Source organism: Galbibacter sp. (assembly GCF_048266365.1).
In the GTDB taxonomy this organism is placed as follows: domain Bacteria; phylum Bacteroidota; class Bacteroidia; order Flavobacteriales; family Flavobacteriaceae; genus Galbibacter.
Genome location: NZ_JBLWZP010000002.1, coordinates 410,559 through 432,312, shown reverse-complemented (window position 1 = coordinate 432,312; position 21,754 = coordinate 410,559). Strand labels below are relative to the sequence as shown.

Here is a 21,754-nt window from a genome sequence, read left to right as displayed (position 1 = left end):
TGATATCGATCAATTATTAAGATTAGGGTCTATGTGTCAGAGCAAATACTATTGAAATAGTTGATTTAGTTACAACGAAATCGCTACGGATTTTCTTATTAATAAGTACTAAAAGCTTGTTGACCGTTAAATATTTTTTCCATGAAAACACCGGTGTTATGAATGAGAAATACATCGAAAGTTTTACCAAAGCTGTAGAGTCAAAAAAAGAAGTTCCAATGCATATCAAGCAACTTGTGATACAAGAATACCGAAATGCTACTCCAGAAGATTTTGAATTGAACTTTAATAATGAAGAATCCTACTATTATTTAATCCCTTCTTTGGATGAAAAAGGATATAATATCGGAAGTAATTCTGACACTAGCCCTTATTATACGAATAATGCAACGCATTCTTTGATCTACTCTAGTCTTACTTTTGGAGATGTTGCCAATAAACCTTTAGAATGGGAAATAACACAAGAGACTAAAAAGATCGGGAGGTATTTGTGTTATAAGACGACCGCTGTAGAACGATTATTTAGTCGACAGGGATTTTATTATAACAGGGATGCAATAGCATGGTTTACACCTGAAATCCCAATTAGTTTTGGGCTTCACGTTATAGCGGTTTACCCGGACTAATATTGCAGATAGTGCGAGATAAGTTTACTTTAACTGCTACAAAGATTGATCTAGACCCTGATGATAAGGCTATTAAAATAAAGAGATTAGGAGAGAATGGGAAGGTACTAACCCAGGAAGTAGTTCATGGTTGAATTAAAGAAATGACGGAAGATGCCAAAAAAGAATATGGGGGATAAGTAGTCAATAAAACCAGCAGATTTCACGGAATCTAAAATAAGGATTGGTATATTTGAGAAGCGATAAATTTTACGATAACGAAACGACTTCACATGAGAATTTTAAATTTTATTTTAGCGACACTAATCTGCGGGGTAGTCAGCGCACAGGATCTTAAAGTCATGTCATATAATATCAAATATGACAACCCTTCGGATACAGCCAACAACTGGGAAAATCGCAAAGCATTTCTAATTTCGCAACTGAATTATTACGATGTAGATGTCATTGGAACCCAAGAAGGCTTACACCATCAGCTCGAGGATATAAAGTCAGTTCTGAAACCTTATGATTACGTTGGTATAGGTCGAGATAAAGGAAATACTGAAGGAGAATACTCTGCTATTTTTTACAATACGGATGAATTAATGGTTGTAAAACAGGGAACCTTTTGGCTTTCACCTACTCCGGACAAACCTTCCAAAGGATGGGATGCTGCTTTGAATAGAATCTGTACTTATGCCTTGTTTAAGGATAAAGACTCAGATCATAGTTTTTGGGTGTTCAACACCCATTTCGACCATAGAGGAGATGTTGCACGATTGGAGAGTTCGAAGTTGATACTTCAAAAAATAAAAGAAGTCAATAAAGAAAATAGGGCAGTGGTACTCACTGGGGATTTTAATTTAACGGACAATGAAAAGGGAATTCAAATAATCACTGATCAGATGCTAGATACTCATACGGTAGCCGGAGATAATGCATTTGGACCTAAAGGAACCTTTAATGGCTTTCACTTTGAGAAACCGGTGACCGAAAAAATCGATTATGTATTTATTTCTGAAAATGGGTTTAAGGTGCTTAAGAGTGGAATTTTAAGTGATTCACAAAACTGTAAATATCCTTCAGATCACTTTCCTGTACTGGTAGATCTGGACTTTGATTCGCAGGAAGTTAATTGATTTTGAAACTTGCACTTTGGGGATCAAAACTGATAAGATCACTTTCAAATAAATCGGAGAAACTTCCCTGTTGTATGAGCTGCTTGGGAGTGCCAAAACTTGATTTTTCTTTTTGAAGAATTAATATTTTATCACATAGTTGTAGGGCCAAGGCAATTTCATGAGTGGAAAACACTATTGATTTGGCGGTTGTTTTGGCAATGTTTTTTAATAATTTCAACACATAGGCTTTGTGATAAATATCCAAATGCGTTGTGGGTTCATCCAATAGAATTAGGGAGGTGTCCTGGGCAAGAGCTCTTGCAATCATAACCCTTTGAAACTGTCCATCACTGAGTTGGTAACATTTTTTATCTTGAAGATCATTAAGCCCGGTATCCTTCAACACCGTTTTTACGAGTTCTATGTCTGAGTCGCTTAAATTACCGATCCAGTTTGTATAAGGTTGTCTGCCTAAGGCAATCACCTCCAATACGCTGAGGTTTTTAGTTGGGATTCCTTCAGTAAGTACAATACTTAGTTGTCTGGCAAGCTGGTTAGCTTTGTACCTCGACAATGGGGTACTGTTAAGTAAGATTTCACCCGACAGCTTTGGTTGTAAATCAGAAAGTGTTCTCAGCAGTGTTGACTTTCCAATACCATTTGTTCCTACAACGGCTACCAATTCACCGGAGTGCACATCAAAATTAATGTGTTGCGCCACGGTGTTGACTACAGATTTATGGTGATATCCGATTTGTAAATCTACGGACTTAATGACGCTATGTGTTGTTTTCGTTTTGATAGGCTGTAATTTAAAATATCATTTTGCGTTTTCTAACCAATAACCAAATAATCACAGGAGCACCAACTAAGGATGTAATGGCATTAATGGGTAGGGTTAATGTGCTTCCGGGTAGCTGTGCTACCGTATCACATAACAACATGATCATAGCTCCAAAACCTATGGTCGCCGGGATCATTGTTTTGTGATTCTGCGTCGGAAATAGCTGTCTGCTAAGGTGTGGTACGGCTAGGCCGATAAAGGCTATCGGGCCTGCAAAGGCTGTTATACTTCCTGCCAATAAACTAGTGGCAATAATAATTAAATACCTGGATTTTTTGACGTCAATTCCCATGCTCGAGGCATAATGCTCTCCAAGTAAAAATGCATTGAGTGGCTTGATACAGCTAACGGCAATCAGTATTCCGAGTACAATCAATATGGTCAATAACAGCAATTGATTCCAGCTTAGATTTCCCAAACTTCCGAAGGACCAAAATATATATTGTTGAAGCTGTTCTTTTTCTGTAAAATAAGATAATACACTCACCACTGAACTGGTAATGCTACCAAACATTAATCCAATAATTAATAGCGTCATGGTATCTTTAACAGCACTTGCCACAATCATAATGGCTAATAAGACTAAAAAACTACCTATAGTCGCAGCGATAATAGTACCTGCAGAATAACCAAGTCCTATTCCGATAGCTCCGCCAAAAATGGATGTACCCATTATCAATAAAGCAACACCCAAGCTCGCCCCTGAACTTATACCCAATACAAAAGGACCTGCAAGCGGGTTTCTAAAAAGTGTTTGCATTAAAAGTCCACTAAGGGATAAGCCACTACCTACCAGAATTGCAGTTAGCGACTTCGGAAGCCGATAGTTGACAATGATATACCTCCAAGATTCATTGGCTACAGGCTGGTCCAATAAAGCGTAGAACACCTCTTTAGGAGGAACACTTACTGAGCCCAGGCTTAAATTCAGAAAAAAACTTACGATAAGGAGTAAGCCTACTATGAATAGTGAAGGGTAATATGATTTTGAGGTATTCAAGGTTGCAAAGGTTTAAAGAATACTGTGGTGTAATCGGGCAATAAATCGGGGTGTAAAATATGAATTATATCTTTTAAAACCATGTCTGGACGTGTAGGTGCTAGTTCATAATACAGCATTCCACCCTTATCTCCAATGCTCAATGCATAGGTAAAGATGTTCTTTTGCTTAAAGAATTCAAATTGCTCGTAATGTGGATTTGTTTGTTTTAACTGACTATAATTGGTGAATTGTCCTGAGCCAATCCAATAATCGGTTGCTCTGGCCTTCATTAACACAGTCTCGAAATTAAGAGAAAGACTGCCTGTACCATCGGTGTCTTTCCAAAGATAATTTGCATTGGCGTCACTAAAGAATTGGGCAAGCCAGCTATCTCCAGCTGGAGCGTACCAAATGTCTTTAAACATCGAGCCGCTAATTACAGTGGGTTGGGATGTTGCCTTTAATGCTAATTTTTTTGCTTTATGATATTCATCTACCACGGTGTTAAATATGTGATCGGCCTCTTGTTGTTTTTCGAAGAATGCACCCATAAACTTAATCCATTCTGCTTTTCCTAGCGGTGTTTCTTCCACCCAGTCACCATTATAAACCACTGGAAGCCCTGCCTTTGATATGGTAGTATAGCTCTTACTCTGACTAGAAACTCCAAAACCTATGAAGAGATCGGCCCCTGAGGTGATAATGACTTCTTCGTTTAAGGATTCATTGGTGCCCAATTCTTTTATTTGTCCACTTTCAATCCGCGCTCTAATGGCAGGTGATGAAATATAATCCGTCCCTGGAAACCCAATGAGATGATCTGAAACCTCCAAGAGCTCAAAGGCGGGAATCTGGGTAGTTGAGGTGGCTATCACCTTGTCAACCGGGGTGAAAATAAGAGCGTCAAAGGTAGATCGAAGGTAGTCCAGACTGTCTTTTAATTCTTTCTTATGTTGCTTACTGATCAGGGCGTAGGTAAAGGGGGCTTTGGCATTGGGCCAAGGAGATTTTACTTGTACATAGGTGATGTAACCCTGGGTCTTTATTTCAAATCCCTGTGCGTATTGTATTGGGGTTAGGGCATCTTCATAACCCTGCAAAGCTAAAGGAGCCTTTGTAGCTGAATTTTTAGTTTTTTGATAGGATTCATTACAACCGATAAGTAGTGTAATAAGTAAAAGGTAAAGGTATTTCATCATGACACGCACATTTGTATATTTTCTATCACGGCTTCGAGGGGTAAAATTAAGATTAATTTGTCTTGTATGGCTTCTCTTGTTTAAAATGTTTATTTTTGCCTCGAATTTATGGTTCCTTTTTTGAACATTCAAAAAGGATGAAAAGGGAATACGGTGTAAATCCGTAGCTGTTCCCGCAACTGTAAGCTTTATGTAGCTATAAGTGTTACTGCAATTTTTGTGTTTTGGTATCTTTTATATTACCACTGTTCGAATAGTCATGTATTTGAATGGGAAGGTTGACCAAAACAAAAGCAAGCCAGGAGACCTGCCTAAATTCAAAAAATATTGTCAAACTTTCGGGATAAAAGTTGGCGTATGGTATTTCCATACTTTTTTCCCTTTTTACGAACTAAAAAAATGAACAAAAGAATTCTTTCTTTTTGTGCACTGGGTCTGATTTGCACCCTGGGCTACTCACAGCAAAGCAGTGGGTTAGAAAACACACAAGTTAACCAATTGGAAGCGGTTGTAGTGAGTGATTCCAGATTTGAATTAAAACGTGAAAACTCTGGTAAAACCATTATAACAATCACTGCAGAGGAACTGCAAAGAAATCAAGGACGCAGCCTAGCGGAGCTTATCAATACCAAAAGTGGTATCGAAATCAATGGGAGTCGCAGTAATGCCGGACAAAACCTATCCTACCTCATTAGAGGCGGAAACAATCGACAAGTACTGTTTTTAATTGATGGTATTCCTGTAAGTGACCCTTCACAGGTTGCCGGTGATTTTGATTTAAAACTCGTCGATCCGGCGAGTATTGAATCCGTAGAAATCCTAAAAGGTGCTGCGAGTACTTTGTACGGAAATAGTGCTGCCACTGCAGTAATTAATATCAAAACAAAAAAGGCAGGGTCTGAAAGAATTTCGGCTAGCTTCCAAAGTAGCATTGGGAGTAATCAATCTTCTGATGAAAGCGACTATTCGATTACTGATTTTAGAAACAACCTGAATGTCAATGGACGGTTGGATAAGTTTAGCTATTTGGTTGGCTTTGGTCATCAATATACCGATGGTTTGTCTGCTGTAATCGGAGAGGAGAAGGATCCGTTTAACAGAATAAACACCAATGTCAATTTTGGTTATCAGTTCTCAGACCGTCTTTCTGTAAATATACTAGGGTATTATGATAAGTTTAAAGCCGATTTTGATGCCGCCTCACCTATGGGGGATAATGATAACTACTCCCAAAGTGAGCAGTATAGAGTGACCATATCACCGGAGTATCGTTATAACAATGGTCAATTCAATATCAATGCCTCCTTTAATGAGATTCATCGTGATATTTACTCAGAATATCCAAATGCCTACGCTGCTAAAAGCACTGTAGTAGATGCCTATAATAAGTACAGCTTTAATGATAAGTTTTATACTATTATCGGGTTGAACTATATAAAACGACAAGCCACCTTGGGTGCTGATACCGATTTTACTACTACAGATCCTTATGCCAATGTGGTGTGGGTATCTGACTTTGGTCTGAATCTTAACCTCGGCGGGAGATGGAATAATCACAGTGAGTACGGTAGCCATTTTACCTATAATTTCAATCCTTCTTATACTCTTAAACTTGATTCGAGTTATTTAAAATTCCTTGGATCATACAGTAGTTCATATATAGCGCCGACCCTTCCACAGTTGTTTGGTGCCTTTGGAGCAAATCCAGATTTAAAACCTGAAGAAAATCATACTCTTGAAGGTGGAGTGGAATTTCAAAGCGAGCAGTTTAGATGGAGCGCACTGTACTTTAATCGCGAAGAAGAGAATTTTATTGATTATATGATAGCAATTGAGACTGGGCAGTGGATGTATGTCAATGTTGAGGATCGCTTTACTGTACATGGCCTGGAGCTAGAGGCTTCCTATGAGCCTATAGCTAAATTGCTGATCACTGCAAATTACACCTTTACTGAAAACAGGGATAAGGTGGTCTTGAGAATACCAAAACATAAGGCAAATGCAGGTGTAAACTATCAGTTATTTTCAACAACCGGGCTCGGACTTAGTTACCAATATACCGGAGCGCGATCGGATACTGATTTTGATACTTTTGAAAATGTGGAACTCGATGCTTTTTCACTACTTAACTTCAGTGCGAACCATCAGTTCTCTGATCAATTTAGCATGTTTTTAAACCTGGATAACATTACTAATGAAGATTATCAGGAACTCGTGGGATACACCACTAGAGGTCGAAACGTACGTTTGGGATTTCGATTGACTTTATAATTTAAAGTTCAATTGGGTTAGTCCCTACTACAATACCCAAAAAACAATCGAGTAGTGCCTTTAAGAAATTTAAGGCCTACTCGATTTTTTATATCCTTATGTGGGATTAATTGTTTTCCTATTTTAGACGATCGAGGTCTGAAGGAAGCATATACATCTCCGTACTAAACTTCGGTCCCTTGACCTTACCAAGCTTTTGAAGGCTGGTTGTGCTGAACAAGCTTTGTTTTGCACTTACGCCTGTAATATTGTCGATTGCTTTTTTAAGAAGTTGCTCCTCTGGATCTCCAAAGGGTTTAATCGAAGCAGCAAACATGGACTCGTCTATCTCAAGGTCAGGTGTAAAGCCATCATCGTAATCACTCTCATTATTACTATTAGTTATCTGAAATACTATAGGTTGCATTCCGACATTGTGATTTGGATTTCTGTTTTCTGAACTAGTGAAGTCCTCTTTAGAATCATAAACAGTGATGGAACCTTCATTTTTCCCAACGGTAGTACCTCCTACAACAAAAACATCCATATAGGGGCGAAGTCCGTTGATAATCATCTCGCTCGCAGAAGCTGTATATTCTGTAACGATGACATATACACGGTTAAGTGTTGTAAGTCTGTTTATGTCAAAATCTGCAGTATAATCTCCAGTAGATTTATCGTATAACCAACCCTGATCAAAAAAGGGATATATTGCACCTTCATCCGCATCTCTTTTTTGATTGTATACCAGGTTGGCGAATGTCTTATTATTTGTAACATTTCCATCGATCATACTGGCTAAAAATGCGGAAGTTACTACAGAGCCTCCACCATTATAACGTAGATCCAATACCAACTCGTTAATGTTTTGACTTTTAAACTCTGCAAACACATCATTGAGTTCTTGGTGATAGGTATGTACAAAGCTGTTGTAGACCAAATAGCCTATTTTAGCACCACCGGTCTCAATAATGTCGTGGTAGTATACTGGATTTTCATTGATAACCACCGGTGTTAGAGAGATATCATTTTCATCGTATATGATAGCATTATCTACAATCTCAGCAAAACCTAAGGAGATGGAGCTTTCTGTATACAATTTATTAATTATGGAAAAATTATCTGCATTGAGGGTTGTTCCGTTAACGCTGTAAATCAGATCTCCACGCTCAATACCGGCTTCACTTGCAGGAGAATTCTTAGAGACATAGCCGACATAAACAAAAACATCGGTCTGGCTCTGATCTGCATAGACCGCAAATCCCAGATTTATACCATACGACTCAGAAATACCTCTAAAGGCATTGGCTTGTGCTTCTACATCTTCTATATACCATGAGAAGTCATCCTCTTGAGTATACACCAAATCGTTGAAGAGTTCTTGAGGATTTGAATACTCATTTAAATAAGTGTAATAGTTATCTTGATTGTCATCCTTGGTATCTGCGAGGTCATCGACTTGGCTCTGATAGTAATACCAATAATTCATCCCTTTCCAAATAAAGTCATTAATTTCACTGTTGAGCTCTACTTTTCCAGTAACAGGGTCGTCGATATCATCATCGTCTTTACTACAGCTAATGCTTAGTGCAAGTAAAAGAAGGAGTATCCAAGAGTTTTTTAATTTGTTTTTCATATTTTGGTTATTTGAGGTAAAACGCTGGAAATCAATATTTATTGATTCGAGGCCTTAGTAATTTTATAGTTATATATGTAAGATTACTTACATTTGGCGAATTAAAAAAATAAATTGTAACAAAAGTTACTCATAGTCGTCTACATTTTAGAACCCGATAAAACAAGTATTAAGCAACCAATAAAATGCAGCAAACGGAGTTTTTACATACAGTAATGCCATTTAGGGATAAGTTGTTCCGCCTTGCTAAACGATTGTTAGTTTCCAGAGAGGAAGCTGAGGATGCAACACAGGAAGTACTGATGAAGTTGTGGAATAATAAAAAACAGATGGAACAGTACAACAATGTAGAAGCTTTTGCCGTGACGATGACCAAGAATTATTGTTTGGATCGGTTAAAGTCTAAACAGGCTGGAAATTTAAAACTCGTTCACTCCAATTACACGGATGAGAGTGTTTCACTACAGAGCAGTATAGAGGCTCGCGATAGTTTGCATTGGATGAGTAAAATTATGAATGAGCTCCCTGAGCAGCAACGTATGGTGTTGCAATTAAGGGATGTAGAGCAATATGAATTTAATGAAATAGAAGAAATGTTAGGAATGAAAGCTACCGCGGTTCGTGTTACCTTATCAAGGGCGCGAAAGGCAGTGCGAGAGGAATTGACAAAAACACACAGTTATGGAATCAGTAAGTAGGATAGAAAAATTATTGGAAAGATATTTGGAAGCTACAACCACTGTTGCTGAAGAAATGGAGTTAAGGGACTATTTCACCCAGGGTGATGTAGCATCACACTTGCAGCATTACAGTGCGATGTTTAATTATTTTTCCATAGCCAAAGAAGAACGAAGTACACGCGAACTCCCAACAAAACCTAGAAAGAATCGCTTTTATTTAGCTTGGGCTAGCGTCGCCGCTGTTGCCGTACTTGCTTTTGGTATTTATTTTGGCAGTGAAGAACCTTCTTCCCCTTATGATAAGCTTTATGCGCAGGGCTTTACAGAGGAAGAAATTCAATCTGCACAGATGGCCATCTCTTTATTTACGAATAATTTTAAAAAAGGAGTAGAGGGAGCTAGTTATCTGGAGGAATTTGAAAAAAACACTAACCGATTTATTTTGGATAATTAAAAATAATAAGAAGTAATCTCAAAAGGTATGAAAAAGTATTTAGTAATTATTATGGTCGCATTGTCACCAATTTTGACACAGGCACAAAGCATTTTTGATAAGTATGCTGAAAATTCAGAAGTTACTTATGTAGCCCTACAACCAAAAATGTTTCAAATGCTAAGCAAAATCAGTGTCAGTTCGGATGACCCGGATGCACAGGCCGTATACGATCTGGTCAATAACATTACAAGTTTCAAGGTGATAACCACCGAGAAACAAGATATAACCAATGATTTAAACAATTGGGTGACCAAACACTTGAGTAAGTCTAACTTTGAAGAATTGATGCGTGTACGCGATGGTGATGCCAATGTCAAATTCTATGTTAAGGAAGGTGCTGATGAGTTTCATGTGAAGGAATTGATTATGCTGGTAACGGACCTCAATTATGAAGATTTAGAAGTCGCAGGTAGAAAACCTGAAACGGTATTGTTATCACTAACTGGTAATATTGATCTTCGGCAGATCTCTAAACTGACTTCAAAAATGGATTTACCAGGTGGAGAACAGCTTGGAAAAGCTGGACAACAACACAAGTAGTTCAATCAAATAAGGAGCCTCTAATAGTATTGGGGCTCCTCTTTAATCAATCATCAACAAGTACAGCATTATGAAAAACATCAATAATTACATAGCCATACTCTTTCTCAGTGTGATCTTTTTCTCCTGTTCAGGCGGAGGGCCTAGTTTACAGGAATATTTTGTGAATAAAAACCAAGATGCTAATTTCATTTCTTTAGATATTCCTTCGAGTATTTTAAGTGTAAACAAAACAGCCCTTACAGATGAGCAGAAGCAGGCTTATCAATCGGTAAAAAAGCTCAATGTGTTGGCCTTTAGGGTTAATCAGGAAAATACAGAGGAATACCAAAAGGAAAAGCAAATCATTAATGAGATTTTAAAAGATGAAAAATACCAAGAACTCATGGTACTTAACAGTGGTAATCATCGTGGTACCATCAAGTACCTAGGTACAGATGAGTCCATAGATGAAGTTATTGTATTTGGAAGTAGTGATGAGGATGGGTTTGCGTTAATACGAGTACTTGGGGATGAAATGAAACCTGAAAATATGATTACCCTTGTTCAAGCACTTGAAAACGGTTCAATAGATGCCTCTGGTATTGAAGGTCAACTCAAAGGAATATTCGACAACTAGTAAAAGACTATTAGATATTAAATCCAATCATAAGACACTAAAAAGCCCGAAGCATTAAACTCCGGGCTTTTTACTATGACTATGTGATGGAATTTAAATTCCAGTATAATTTGCAGGTGTAATTTGTTTTAACTCTGCTCTAATTGCATCGGATACATCTAGCGTATCGATGAAATTTGAAATGGATTCTTGATTAATTGCCTGATTCGTTCTAGTAAGGCTTTTAAGGGCCTCATAAGGATTTGGATAGGCTTCTCTTCTTAGAATTGTTTGAATAGCCTCGGCAACAACTGCCCAGTTTTTCTCAAGATCCTCTTCAAATTTAGCTTGATTCAATAGCAATTTATTCAATCCCTTTAATGTAGATTCAAAAGCGATCATCGTGTGTGCAAAAGGCACACCAACATTTCTAAGTACGGTACTATCCGTTAAATCTCTTTGTAATCTCGAGATTGGTAATTTAGAAGACAAGTGCTCAAAAATAGCATTCGCGATACCTAAATTACCTTCTGAATTTTCGAAATCAATAGGATTTACTTTATGAGGCATTGCTGATGATCCAACTTCGCCTTTTTTAATGCTTTGTTTGAAATAATCCATGGAAATATAGGTCCAAACATCACGGTTGAAATCGATAAGGATGGTATTGATACGTTTTAAGGCATCAAACAAAGCTGCTAAATGATCATAATGTTCAATTTGTGTGGTAGGGAAGGAGTGCCGTAGTTGAAGCGTTTCTTCTACAAATTTCCCGCCAAAAGTTTTCCAGTTGATTTCTGGGTATGCGACAAAATGTGCGTTAAAGTTTCCGGTTGCTCCACCAAACTTGGCTGCAATTGGAATGTTTTTAAGTCCGTTGAATTGCTCGGCAAGTCTAACGATAAAGACTTGAATTTCTTTCCCCAATCGTGTAGGTGAGGCCGGTTGACCATGGGTTCTAGCTAACATAGGAACATCTTCCCATTCCTTAGCTAAGCTATGAAGTTTGTCTATCAACTTTTCATAATGTGGCAGGTAGGTTTGTTCCAAAGCCTCCTTGATAGATAGCGGAATAGCTGTATTATTGATATCCTGTGATGTAAGACCAAAATGGATAAATTCTTTAAAAGCTTGTAATCCAAGATTATCGAATTTCTCTTTGATGAAGTATTCAACGGCTTTGACATCATGGTTTGTCGTTTTTTCAATTTCCTTAATCGCTAAGGCATCCTCGGTGCTGAAGTCTTTATATATATCCCTCAGCTTTGAAAATAGTGTGCTGTCAAATCCTTTTAACTGTGGAAGGGGTATTTCACATAGTGCTATAAAGTATTCGATTTCAACACGAACACGGTATTTAATAAGCGCCTCTTCTGAGAAAAAATCAGCTAATTTGTCAGTTTTACTGCGATATCTACCATCTATTGGAGAAATTGCCGTTAAGGAAGTTAATTGCATGTTTAAATTAAATTAAAAATCACTGAAATATTTAAGTGCTACAGTGGTTCTAGTTAAAATCCCTTTGGGATTTGAATTAAAAGCACAAATTTAACCTTATCAATGCAATAGGTCAACTTATTTGTAAAAAATAAAATTCAAATTTTGTTAAGAATATGTTTTGCGCGTGCAGAATAAGCCATGGTGTGGTCTGGAATGCCTCTGTGTAGGATTACTTTCAGTTCTGGATGAATCCATTTGAAGGCTTTTCCTAACAAGTGTAGTGATTCCATGGCATAAGCTTTTGTAGCTACTTTTTCATCATTGATCAACCAATCAAAACTAACGGCAGTCATTTTTTCTAAATCACTCCTTGTGAGGGCCTTAATGGTTCTTTTCTCTTGGTAAATGAAGTATTGTTGACAGAGCTGCATACAAATCCTTGCACAACAGCGTTTGGAGGACTTGTTTTCTAGCTGAGTCAGCTGCTTTATAAAATCTTTTACATAGGGATGAATCCATGAGAGTTTTGCTTTGCACACGTATTCTAATACCCAAAAGGCTGGTTTGTCGAGCTTTGGATTATTTGAAAAGCAATACCTTAGCAATACTGGAAAAAGCTTCTGATTATTGAGGACTTGATCCGCAATATATTGTCGATCCTCTTTGTAGGCTTTTAAGTCTTGAAGTTCCTGTTTGAATTCCATGGTTTGTTTCTTTTCCAAGTTTAGGGTATTACGGTTAACACGAAAAATATACTGTAATCGTTTATGAGGTGTCCTTTTAGTTTTTTATTTTTAATGAAATTAAAAAAATATGCGGGTTTTTAAAAATATTCTTTTTTTGATATTCACGATTTTTATAATCATACAATTTTTTCCGCCTAAACTAAATCGGGCGGACACCACGCCACCTACGGATATCATTTTAGCAACAAATCCCTCTACCGTTGTAGAAGCGACCCTAATTAATACTTGTTATGACTGTCATTCTAATTCGACGCGCTATCCTTGGTACACCGGTATAGAGCCATTGTCGTACTGGTTTGCTTCGCATATTAAGGACGGAAAGAAGAATTTGGATTTTTCGATATGGGAACAATATTCTGCCAAGAAAAAAATACACAAACTAGAGGAGATTACTGAAGCGGTGAATGAAGGTTGGATGCCTTTAAAATCTTATAAATGGTTGCATAGAGAGGCCAATTTAACACCAGAACAAATTAAGGCTATTACCGATTGGGCGGCGTTATTGCAACTTAAATATCAGACAACAGATCTACCACAATAGGAACGCCTATACTTGCTTTTTTCGCAATAATAAATAAATCTGGAATTTCCTTCTCAGCGACACTAGGCTTGGGGTCTATAAAATATACTGGTGCACCTGGTTTTTTATAGTCTACTAAACCTGCCGCGGGATACACTTGCATTGATGTACCAATCACCATTAGAATATCAGCTTGAGTTACAATTTCTGCTGCTGTCTCAAGCATAGGAACTTCTTCTCCGAACCATACAATATGAGGACGTATTTGTTGGTTGTGCTTGCAAAAATCCCCTAATTGGATATCAACTTTCCAATCGAATATAAGATTGGGATCTATGGTACTTCTCGCCTTTAGTAGTTCTCCGTGCAGATGAACCACCTTAGTACTACCGGCTCTTTCGTGCAGGTCGTCTACATTTTGTGTAATTATATGAACTTCAAATTGATCTTCTAATGCGGCTAAGGCTAGGTGTGCGTTATTGGGTTTCACTTCTAATAGCTGTCGACGTCTTTGATTGTAAAAATCCAAAACTAACTCCTTGTTTTTTTTCCAGCCCTCAGGGGTGGCCACTTCCATAACGTCGTGACCTTCCCACAAACCATCAGCATCTCTAAAGGTTTTAATACCACTTTCTGCACTGATACCTGCTCCAGTTAGTACTACAATTTTTTTCATGATTCGATGTCTCTATTGTTGTTTATAAAGTTAGAACTAAATGCTGTCCTTACCGTCGTCTTCTTTTTTGGCCTTACTGATTTGGGCAACTCCTTTTTGAAGAAGGAGGTTATTGGGATAGGTTAGTAATTCTCCATCATCACTTCGGATATGTATGTGGAACGCTCTGATATCCTCTATAAATCCTTCTGTTGGGAAGTCCTTGTCTTGAATTCGAATACGATCTCCGATTTTAAACGGGAAAGAAAAGAAAAGTATAATTCCAGCAGTGACATTACTTAAAATGGACCACACAGCGAAAAAAGCAACTCCAATCACAGCAAAGGCTGAAGAGATAAACCAACCGAGATCGTCGATATTCACACCCCAATAGATACTGATGATAAAAATCCCAATGGCAGTGATGAAGAAATTAAAGTACTTGTAAATTAAGCGTGTTCTGTTAGGGTCGATTTCTCCGAGTTTACCAACTCTTTTAACGGTCTTGTAAATGATGTAGCGAACCAATATAATAATGGCTACAGTAATTAGAGTATACAATAATTGGTTCTTATGATTTTGAAATATTTCTAACATAAATTAAAGTCCTATAAGTGTCTCACAAATATACATTAGCTTTTGTATTTTCAGTGTAAGACAGTATTTTTATTGTGGTATTACTGATGATTCGGATTCTATATTCAGCGTAATGGTTGTCACATAGCTGATCTTCGTTACGGAATCAAGCGCCAGTCTATACTGTATTGTAATTCAAATATGGCAGGGAACCTAATGCGTACAAGTCTTAAGAGGTACTAAGGGCAAAGCTGGGAAAAAGGCATTACAAATTTTTGAACTTTGTCACAAATGTGGAAGTTGTATCTTTGTATTGGAAAATGCAATCTGGAATCTTTGTTTAATGAAGGTTTATTTGTGTTAAGAATACTATCAGTGACGCAATTTAAATTAGATGAATATGAGTAAAATTTTTAGTGTAAGCCGTAGCACTTCAAGTGTTGACTTGGCATTGTTAATTGCCCGTGTGAGTATTGGTGCTCTAATGTTGGTTCATGGACTGTCAAAAATTCCAATGTTGAGCCAATCTCCAGTACAATTTTATGATTTGATGGGTCTTGGAGGTGAGCTATCCCTATGGCTAGCCATATTAGCTGAAGTAGGATGTTCTATTTTAGTTCTTCTAGGATTGGCAACACGGCTTGCAGTTATTCCATTGATCGTAACCATGTTGGTGGCTGTTTTTGTTATTCATGCAGCCGACCCATTTATAAAGCAAGAGATGGGATTACATTATCTTTTGGTTTATGTTGTTTTATTATTGACAGGTGCAGGTAAATATTCTATCGACTACCTGATCAGCACTAAAAAATAATTTAAGACAAGTAGAAGGGTGGTTTTAAAGTGGTGAATTCACAAAATCTTCCAAGGTTTTGTAGACTTCAAATACCGGTAGTCCAACGACATTGTAAAATGACCCTTCTATTCTCTCTATCCCCATCTGACCAATCCATTCTTGAATACCGTAAGCTCCAGCCTTGTCATAGGGCTTGTAGAGATCTACATAGTATTCGATTTCCTCATCTTTGAGCTGCTTAAAGTACACTTTGGTCGTATGGTTTATTGTTTTCTCCAAGCGCGTTGTGGTAAAGCATACCGAGGTAATGACTTCATGAGAATTTCCAGATAAAGACTTGAGCATCTCCAGAGCTTCTGCTCGGTCACCGGGTTTGCCTAAGGCTTGCTTTTTGTGCCATACTATAGTATCCGAGGTGATCAGAATATCCTTGTCTTTCAGATCCTCCTTATGTGGTAGTGCTTTTATCTGAGCTAAATAATCGGAGATTTCAAATTTGTACAAGCGGGGAGGGTATTCCTCTACAACATTTTTTAACCGAATTTCCACATCTAATCCCAGATCCTTGAAAAACTGCTGTCTCCTTGGAGACCCTGAGGCTAGGATGATGTTATAGTCCTTAATTCTCTGATTTAATAACATAGTGATTACTGTAAATTTAATGCTTTGGTCATCCCTGAATGCATGAACTACCCTTAGTCATACTGGGCATCGTAGTTGTCCTTCCAATTTCCTTGAACTTTTAGAACTTGTTCAATGACGTCTCGTACACATCCTTTTCCACCTTGTTTGTGGGAGATGTATTTTGAAATTGCTTTAATTTCTGCAACGGCATCATTTGGACAGCATGGTAATCCCACCATTTTCATAACATGATAATCTGGGATATCATCACCCATGTATAGCGCTTGCTCTGGTTTAATATTGTAGATGTCTAAGTATTCTTCCAGCGTTTCTACTTTATCACTTACACCAAGGTGAATATCAGTAACACCCAATCCCTTTAACCGTGATCGAACTCCAGGATTACTTCCCCCAGAAATAATACAAACGTTATAACCTTTTGTCAAGGCAGTTTTTATCGCGTATCCATCTTTGACATTCATGGTGCGCAGCATTTCTCCCTCAGTGGTAATGACAAGGCTTCCGTCGGTTAATACGCCGTCTATATCAAAGATGAAGGTGGTGATGTTTTCTAGGTATTCTTTATAACTTTTCTCTTCCATGGGTATTTAATATGGATCTAGTAATCGATTTATAAATTTCTTTGTGTAATGGATTTGTCAATTGCTCCAAGTGGGACGAAATAGTGTTAAGATCTCCCCGAACTGCTGGACCCGTTTGAGAGGCTTTTGGGGGAGTGGTATTTAAAGATTTTGTGGTTTGATTGATCAGGGGAAAAAAAATTTCAAAAGGAATTTGCTCTTGATCACATAAGTCAGCCCCGATGGTATACATGTGATTGACAAAATTATTTACAAATACAGCCGTTAAATGAATGCCGCTTCGTTGTTGAGAATTTATCATATATACCTTGTCAGTCATACTTTTAGCTAGCTTTTGTAGAAGCTCTAAATCCTTTTCCTCAGCGGCTTCTATAAGCAATGGAATTTCCGGCCATTGTAGCTGTTTGTCCTTACTAAAACTCTGCAATGGATAATACACCCCACGGCGGTTTTTAGAATCAATGGCTTCCATGCTTGTGTTTCCTGAGGTATGTACTACAAATCTATCTTGAAAGGGAAGGGCGGAAGAAATTTCTGCGATTGCAATGTCACTAACTGCAATAATATAAATATCAGCCTCCTTAAGGTTTTCGAGTTGATCCGTGATCGCTGTTTGTTGCTCAAATTTTTCAATAGCAACTATGTTGCGGTTATACCATTGAACAAGGTCAACTTCTGAATTTTTAGATACCTGGGTAAATAGTTGGTGTGCAACATTTCCACCACCTAACAGAACAATCTTTAACATAGTGCTAAAGTAACTAAACTTGTGTAGAATTCGCTAGAAGTGATTGCTAATTTTTCAATCAAATTTCAAAATTAAAGCCCTTATCTGTAAGCCTTTTGTATATATCAGGATCAAATTTATAAAGCTTGGCAGCTCTGTGGGATACGTTTTTTTCTTTTTCTTTTAGATCGACTAGTAGCTTCATTTTTAGTATTTTTCTTCTAAAGTTTGGCTTGTCTAGTTCTATATTAAGCACCTCTTGGTAGAGTTGCATAAGTTGTAAAAGTGTAAATTTCTCTGGTAGTAGATTAAACCCAATAGGGGCTTGACGTACTCTGTTTCTAAGGTGTTTTAGGCTATAAGATAAAATTTCCTTATGGTCATAAATCATGTCCTTAACCTGATCCATGGTATACCATTTTGCGTCGGAGGCCGTGAATCCAGCCTTGACATCATAGTCCGCTTTTTTAATGAGTGCATAATATCCAATGGTAATGACACGACCTAAAGGGAAACGTTTGGGATCGCCAAAGGCTTTTAATTGTTCAAGGTATAAATCTTCGATGCCAGTAAGCTCCCTAAGTACCCTATTGGCTGCATCGTCGATGCTTTCATCCTCTTTAATCCATCCTCCCGGAAGCCCCCATTTTCCTTTGCTTATTCCCGTACCATGCTCGACGAGCAATACCTCTAGTCGTCCTTGATCAAAACCAAATATTACACAGTCAATTGTAATGGCATTCATCACTTTCTCTTCTATAAGCTTTCCGGATTCCTCGTCTATAAATTTTTTTACCATTTTTAAGTGACTGAATTATTTAGAGTGCATATATACAAAAAATCTTTATATGTGTTGGTATTTGTGTTAAATATTAGCGTTTCTACAGTTTTGTGTAATAATTTTTGAATAAAAGGAAATTAATGATTAGTATTGTAGTCAAATATACTATAAGTTATAGTTTAACTGACTATTAATGGATGATCTAACCAAAACAAAATCTAGTAATGTTTACCTCATTACTGCCGTAGCAAGCCTAGGAGGCTTATTATTCGGTTACGACACTGCTGTAATTTCAGGAGCAGTGGGCGCACTTCGAAGTTTTTTTATTGATGAACTGAGCACAGACCCTGTTCTGGCGAATTCGGCAATTGAACAATATAAAGCCATCATAGTACTTTCGTGCTTGACGGTCTTTGGACTCTTTGGCGCATTCTTTTTTAGGTTCTTTAAACGTACAACTGCGATAGCATTAATAGTGCTTATGTTTGTAGTAGGAGGAGGGCTCTTATATGTGAATTTCGTTTCACAAGAAACGGCACTTACGGAGACGTTAACCAATTCTATTCTGGGCTTTATGGTCAGTAGTGCATTGGTGGGATGTATTATCGGTGCCTCCCTAGGAGATCGGGTTGCTAATTCTGTAGGTAGGAGAAATGGATTGCTGATTGCGGCATTTCTATTTTTAATTTCTGCTATAGGATCGGGGTATCCAGAGCTTTTAAATCCTTTTTCTAGCGGTAATTTATCGGCATTTATTGTCTATAGAATTATCGGTGGTATTGGAGTAGGTTTAGCGAGTATGTTGGCACCTTTGTATATTGCTGAAATGGCCCCTGCAAATATCCGTGGAAAGTTGGTATCTTGTAATCAACTTGCCATAGTTGGAGGGATGTTAATCGTTTATTTTGTAAATTACTTCATAGTCAAAGGGCAATCTGACCAGTGGATCAACACCGTTGGATGGCGTTATATGTTCCTCTCGGAATGTATTCCGGCTATATTGTTTTTAGCTACATTGTTCTTTGTTCCAAAAACACCGCGTTTTCAGGTGCTTAAAGGCAATGATGAGGCAGCTATTGAAACCCTTACAAAATATAATGGTACTACAAGAGCTACCGTTATTCTATCGGAGATAAAGAAATCCTTTGATGTTAAGAAAGCACCTTGGTTAAGCTATGGATGGGGTATCATCGTAATCGGCTTATTGTTATCTGTTTTTCAGCAGTTCGTCGGTATTAATGTGGTGTTGTATTACGCTCCAGAGATATTTAAAGGAATGGGGATGAAAACCGATGCTTCTATGTTGCAAACCATTATCGTTGGGGTTATTAATCTGATCTTTACCGTGGTAGCAATATTTACTGTAGATAAATTTGGACGTAAGAAGTTGATGTTTATAGGAAGTGCAATTATGGCCGTTAGTATGATAGGATTAGGGACTGTTTTATTTGTACAGAACACAGGGATGGCAGCTTTGCTTCTCATGTTGTTATATATCGCTGCTTTCGCGGTGTCATGGGGTCCTGTTACTTGGGTATTACTTTCTGAAATCTTTCCAAATAAAATCAAAGGGGCTATGGCTATTGCCGTGGCAGTTCAATGGCTGGCTAACTTATTAGTCTCTTGGACCTTCCCTATGATGAACAACAATACTTATTTGACTGAAACATTCCACAATGGATTTGCGTATTGGGTCTACGGTATAATGGCTGTGTTATCTGGAATATTTATATTGAAATTCGTTCCTGAAACCAAGGGTAAAACTCTAGAAGAAATGGAACAAATATGGGAGCCAAAGAAAGAAAATTAAACAGTCAAAAATTAAATTAAACGAAATAAAGCGTATGTATTTCTTAGGAATCGATTTAGGAAGTTCATCCATTAAACTATCCCTTTTGGATGGTGAATCTAATAAGACACTGCACGGTGTTACTGTTCCGAAGCACGAGATGGAGATTCATGCACCAAAACATGGCTGGGCCGAGCAGGATCCTAAGCAGTGGTGGGCGTATGTGAAACAGGGTGTTACGGAACTAAAAGCACAAACTGGTGTAGATTTTCAGTCCGTAACCGGAATTGGGATCGCATATCAAATGCACGGTTTGGTCGTGGTTGATGAAAATTTAGAGCCACTTCGTCCTTCTATTATTTGGTGCGATAGTCGTGCTGCAGAGATTGGTCAACATTATTATGAGGCCATTGGTACTCAAAGTTGTCAAGAACAAATTTTGGGATCGCCAGGGAATTTTACAGCTTCTAAATTAAAATGGGTTAAAGAGAATCAGCCTGAACTTTATGCCAAGATAAAATACTTCATGCTGCCAGGTGACTTTATTGCAACAAAGTTGACAGGAGTCGCACAAACCTCTACGTCGGGATTGTCTGAAGCGGCACTTTGGAATTTTAAAGAAAACCGATTAGCAACTGAAATATTGGATGTCATGGGGATTTCTACTGCTCTTGTTCCTAAAATTGTACCCAACTTTGGAGCGCAAGCAACTATTGATTCTAATATCGCAACTGAACTAGGGATTTCTAAAGAAGCTGTGGTGAGCTATAGAGCAGGGGATCAACCAAACAATGCTTGGTCGCTAAATGTGTCCAATCCCGGGGAGATTGCTACTACAGCAGGAACTTCTGCCGTGATTTACGGTTTGAGTAGCCTGGATGATTATGATAAAAACAATCGTATCAACACTTTTTTGCATGTGAATAACCAAAGCGATCACAAACGCAATGGGGTGATGGTCTGTATTAACGGTTCTGGGATCTTATACCAATGGATCCGACAACTAATGTCGGTGGACCGTGAGGAGGCAATTGATTACGAGGTTTTAAATGATCTTGCTAAACAAACTGCTCCCGGGAGTAAGGGACTGCGTTTCTACCCCTTCGGTAATGGCGTAGAACGTATTTTTAATAATAAACCTGCTTTTTCAGGTGTACAGAATCTGAATTTCAATATCCACAAAACTCCTGAGTTTGTTCGGGCTGCCTGCGAAGGTATCGTTTTTGCGATGCATTATGGTTTCGAAATAATGAGAGAGGTAGGAGTGGAAGGCAAGGTTGTTCGCGCTGGAAATTCAAACTTATTCTTAAACCCTGTCTTTAGAGAGGTCTTTATTCACACCACCAATACAAGTCTCGAACTTTATAATACCTCAGGTGCAGAAGGTGCAGCTAGAGGTGCAGCATACGGTCTAGGGTATTACAAGAGTGTTGAAGAAACCTTTGAAGGATTGGCTTGTTTAGAGCGATTGGATCCGGATCCTGAACTGGTTGCAGTTTATAGGGAGATCTATGAAAACTGGAAAAATAATATATAACACATTC

The 21,754-nt window shown here is 37.9% G+C and carries 23 protein-coding genes and 1 riboswitch; of the genes, 11 read left to right on the top strand and 12 right to left on the bottom strand.

Features of this window, described 5'->3' with window-relative positions; all coding sequences use genetic code 11:
- Positions 1–158: 158 nt before the first annotated feature.
- Both ACN0TV_RS04860 and ACN0TV_RS04855 read left to right on the top strand, forming a co-directional pair.
- A complete protein-coding gene (locus ACN0TV_RS04860) occupies positions 159–626 on the top strand; it encodes a GLPGLI family protein (protein WP_417360673.1) in 468 nt (155 codons plus the stop codon).
- A gap of 272 nt (positions 627–898) precedes the next feature.
- A complete protein-coding gene (locus ACN0TV_RS04855) occupies positions 899–1,747 on the top strand; it encodes an endonuclease/exonuclease/phosphatase family protein (RefSeq protein WP_417360672.1) in 849 nt (282 codons plus the stop codon).
- On the opposite strand, the gene ACN0TV_RS04850 is transcribed toward ACN0TV_RS04855, so the two are convergent.
- The 3 genes from ACN0TV_RS04850 to ACN0TV_RS04840 are packed head-to-tail and all read right to left on the bottom strand — an operon-like array spanning position 1,740 to position 4,754.
- A complete protein-coding gene (locus ACN0TV_RS04850) occupies positions 1,740–2,531 on the bottom strand; it encodes an ABC transporter ATP-binding protein (RefSeq protein WP_417360954.1) in 792 nt (263 codons plus the stop codon). The two genes, ACN0TV_RS04855 and ACN0TV_RS04850, sit on opposite strands and share 8 nt — an antisense overlap.
- Before the next feature lie 10 nt (positions 2,532–2,541).
- Positions 2,542–3,573, bottom strand: a complete 1,032-nt coding sequence (locus ACN0TV_RS04845; RefSeq protein WP_417360670.1) for a FecCD family ABC transporter permease — start codon at positions 3,571–3,573, stop codon at positions 2,542–2,544.
- Positions 3,570–4,754 carry an ABC transporter substrate-binding protein gene (locus tag ACN0TV_RS04840; RefSeq protein WP_417360668.1) on the bottom strand — a complete coding sequence of 395 codons (1,185 nt, stop codon included), beginning with the start codon at positions 4,752–4,754 and terminating at the stop codon, positions 3,570–3,572. Before ACN0TV_RS04840 ends, ACN0TV_RS04845 begins: the two co-directional genes overlap by 4 nt.
- Positions 4,755–4,846: 92 nt before the next feature.
- Positions 4,847–5,084: riboswitch (cobalamin riboswitch) on the top strand.
- A gap of 69 nt (positions 5,085–5,153) precedes the next feature.
- On the opposite strand from ACN0TV_RS04840, the gene ACN0TV_RS04835 reads away from it, so the two are divergent.
- Positions 5,154–7,025 carry a TonB-dependent receptor plug domain-containing protein gene (locus tag ACN0TV_RS04835; RefSeq protein WP_417360666.1) on the top strand — a complete coding sequence of 624 codons (1,872 nt, stop codon included), beginning with the start codon at positions 5,154–5,156 and terminating at the stop codon, positions 7,023–7,025.
- Between the two features lie 118 nt (positions 7,026–7,143).
- On the opposite strand, the gene ACN0TV_RS04830 is transcribed toward ACN0TV_RS04835, so the two are convergent.
- Positions 7,144–8,640, bottom strand: coding sequence for a S41 family peptidase (locus tag ACN0TV_RS04830; RefSeq protein ID WP_417360664.1), 1,497 nt, complete (start codon positions 8,638–8,640; stop codon positions 7,144–7,146).
- 185 nt (positions 8,641–8,825) lie between these two features.
- Here ACN0TV_RS04830 and ACN0TV_RS04825 point away from each other — a divergent pair, with 185 nt between their 5' ends.
- The 4 genes from ACN0TV_RS04825 (at position 8,826) to ACN0TV_RS04810 (ending at position 10,975) form a co-directional block, all read left to right on the top strand.
- Entirely contained in the window at positions 8,826–9,338 is a 513-nt protein-coding gene (locus ACN0TV_RS04825; RefSeq protein ID WP_417360662.1) for an RNA polymerase sigma factor, read from the top strand.
- Entirely contained in the window at positions 9,322–9,774 is a 453-nt protein-coding gene (locus ACN0TV_RS04820; RefSeq protein ID WP_417360660.1) for a hypothetical protein, read from the top strand. Before ACN0TV_RS04825 ends, ACN0TV_RS04820 begins: the two co-directional genes overlap by 17 nt.
- A 27-nt stretch (positions 9,775–9,801) precedes the next feature.
- The gene (locus ACN0TV_RS04815) at positions 9,802–10,356 is read left to right on the top strand and encodes a DUF4252 domain-containing protein (protein WP_417360658.1); all 555 of its coding nucleotides are present in this window, start codon (positions 9,802–9,804) and stop codon (positions 10,354–10,356) included.
- A 70-nt stretch (positions 10,357–10,426) separates the two neighbouring features.
- Entirely contained in the window at positions 10,427–10,975 is a 549-nt protein-coding gene (locus ACN0TV_RS04810; RefSeq protein ID WP_417360656.1) for a DUF4252 domain-containing protein, read from the top strand.
- A gap of 93 nt (positions 10,976–11,068) precedes the next feature.
- Here ACN0TV_RS04810 and purB read toward each other — a convergent pair whose 3' ends face one another.
- Both purB and ACN0TV_RS04800 read right to left on the bottom strand, forming a co-directional pair.
- Positions 11,069–12,412: an adenylosuccinate lyase gene (gene purB, locus ACN0TV_RS04805; protein WP_417360654.1), complete on the bottom strand. Its 1,344-nt coding sequence runs from the start codon at positions 12,410–12,412 to the stop codon at positions 11,069–11,071.
- Positions 12,413–12,549: 137 nt separating this feature from the next.
- The gene (locus ACN0TV_RS04800; RefSeq protein ID WP_417360652.1) at positions 12,550–13,098 is read right to left on the bottom strand and encodes a hypothetical protein; all 549 of its coding nucleotides are present in this window, start codon (positions 13,096–13,098) and stop codon (positions 12,550–12,552) included.
- 136 nt (positions 13,099–13,234) lie between these two features.
- On the opposite strand from ACN0TV_RS04800, the gene ACN0TV_RS04795 reads away from it, so the two are divergent.
- Positions 13,235–13,681, top strand: a complete 447-nt coding sequence (locus ACN0TV_RS04795; RefSeq protein WP_417360650.1) for a heme-binding domain-containing protein — start codon at positions 13,235–13,237, stop codon at positions 13,679–13,681.
- On the opposite strand, the gene ACN0TV_RS04790 is transcribed toward ACN0TV_RS04795, so the two are convergent.
- Both ACN0TV_RS04790 and ACN0TV_RS04785 read right to left on the bottom strand, forming a co-directional pair.
- Entirely contained in the window at positions 13,650–14,336 is a 687-nt protein-coding gene (locus tag ACN0TV_RS04790) for an SIR2 family NAD-dependent protein deacylase (protein ID WP_417360649.1), read from the bottom strand. The two genes, ACN0TV_RS04795 and ACN0TV_RS04790, sit on opposite strands and share 32 nt — an antisense overlap.
- A gap of 36 nt (positions 14,337–14,372) precedes the next feature.
- Positions 14,373–14,912, bottom strand: a complete 540-nt coding sequence (locus ACN0TV_RS04785) for a mechanosensitive ion channel domain-containing protein (protein WP_417360647.1) — start codon at positions 14,910–14,912, stop codon at positions 14,373–14,375.
- A gap of 373 nt (positions 14,913–15,285) precedes the next feature.
- Between ACN0TV_RS04785 and ACN0TV_RS04780 the strand changes: the two genes are divergently transcribed.
- Positions 15,286–15,705, top strand: coding sequence for a DoxX family protein (locus ACN0TV_RS04780; protein WP_417360645.1), 420 nt, complete (start codon positions 15,286–15,288; stop codon positions 15,703–15,705).
- A gap of 24 nt (positions 15,706–15,729) precedes the next feature.
- Here the strand turns inward: ACN0TV_RS04780 and ACN0TV_RS04775 are convergent, their stop codons facing one another.
- From ACN0TV_RS04775 to ACN0TV_RS04760, 4 genes are read right to left on the bottom strand one after another with little or no spacing between them, the layout of a single operon-like run.
- Positions 15,730–16,329, bottom strand: a complete 600-nt coding sequence (locus tag ACN0TV_RS04775; protein ID WP_417360643.1) for a Maf-like protein — start codon at positions 16,327–16,329, stop codon at positions 15,730–15,732.
- Between the two features lie 53 nt (positions 16,330–16,382).
- Positions 16,383–16,913 carry a KdsC family phosphatase gene (locus ACN0TV_RS04770; RefSeq protein WP_417360641.1) on the bottom strand — a complete coding sequence of 177 codons (531 nt, stop codon included), beginning with the start codon at positions 16,911–16,913 and terminating at the stop codon, positions 16,383–16,385.
- Complete coding sequence (locus tag ACN0TV_RS04765) at positions 16,894–17,661, bottom strand: Rossmann-like and DUF2520 domain-containing protein (protein ID WP_417360640.1); 768 nt, start codon at positions 17,659–17,661, stop codon at positions 16,894–16,896. The genes ACN0TV_RS04770 and ACN0TV_RS04765 overlap by 20 nt, the downstream gene beginning before the upstream one ends.
- Before the next feature lie 58 nt (positions 17,662–17,719).
- Positions 17,720–18,439: an NUDIX hydrolase gene (locus tag ACN0TV_RS04760; RefSeq protein WP_417360638.1), complete on the bottom strand. Its 720-nt coding sequence runs from the start codon at positions 18,437–18,439 to the stop codon at positions 17,720–17,722.
- A 175-nt stretch (positions 18,440–18,614) separates the two neighbouring features.
- Between ACN0TV_RS04760 and xylE the strand changes: the two genes are divergently transcribed.
- Together xylE and ACN0TV_RS04750 are read left to right on the top strand one after the other, a co-directional pair.
- Positions 18,615–20,231, top strand: a complete 1,617-nt coding sequence (gene xylE, locus ACN0TV_RS04755; RefSeq protein ID WP_417360636.1) for a D-xylose transporter XylE — start codon at positions 18,615–18,617, stop codon at positions 20,229–20,231.
- A gap of 34 nt (positions 20,232–20,265) precedes the next feature.
- A complete protein-coding gene (locus tag ACN0TV_RS04750; RefSeq protein ID WP_417360634.1) occupies positions 20,266–21,747 on the top strand; it encodes a xylulokinase in 1,482 nt (493 codons plus the stop codon).
- Positions 21,748–21,754 lie beyond the last annotated feature (7 nt).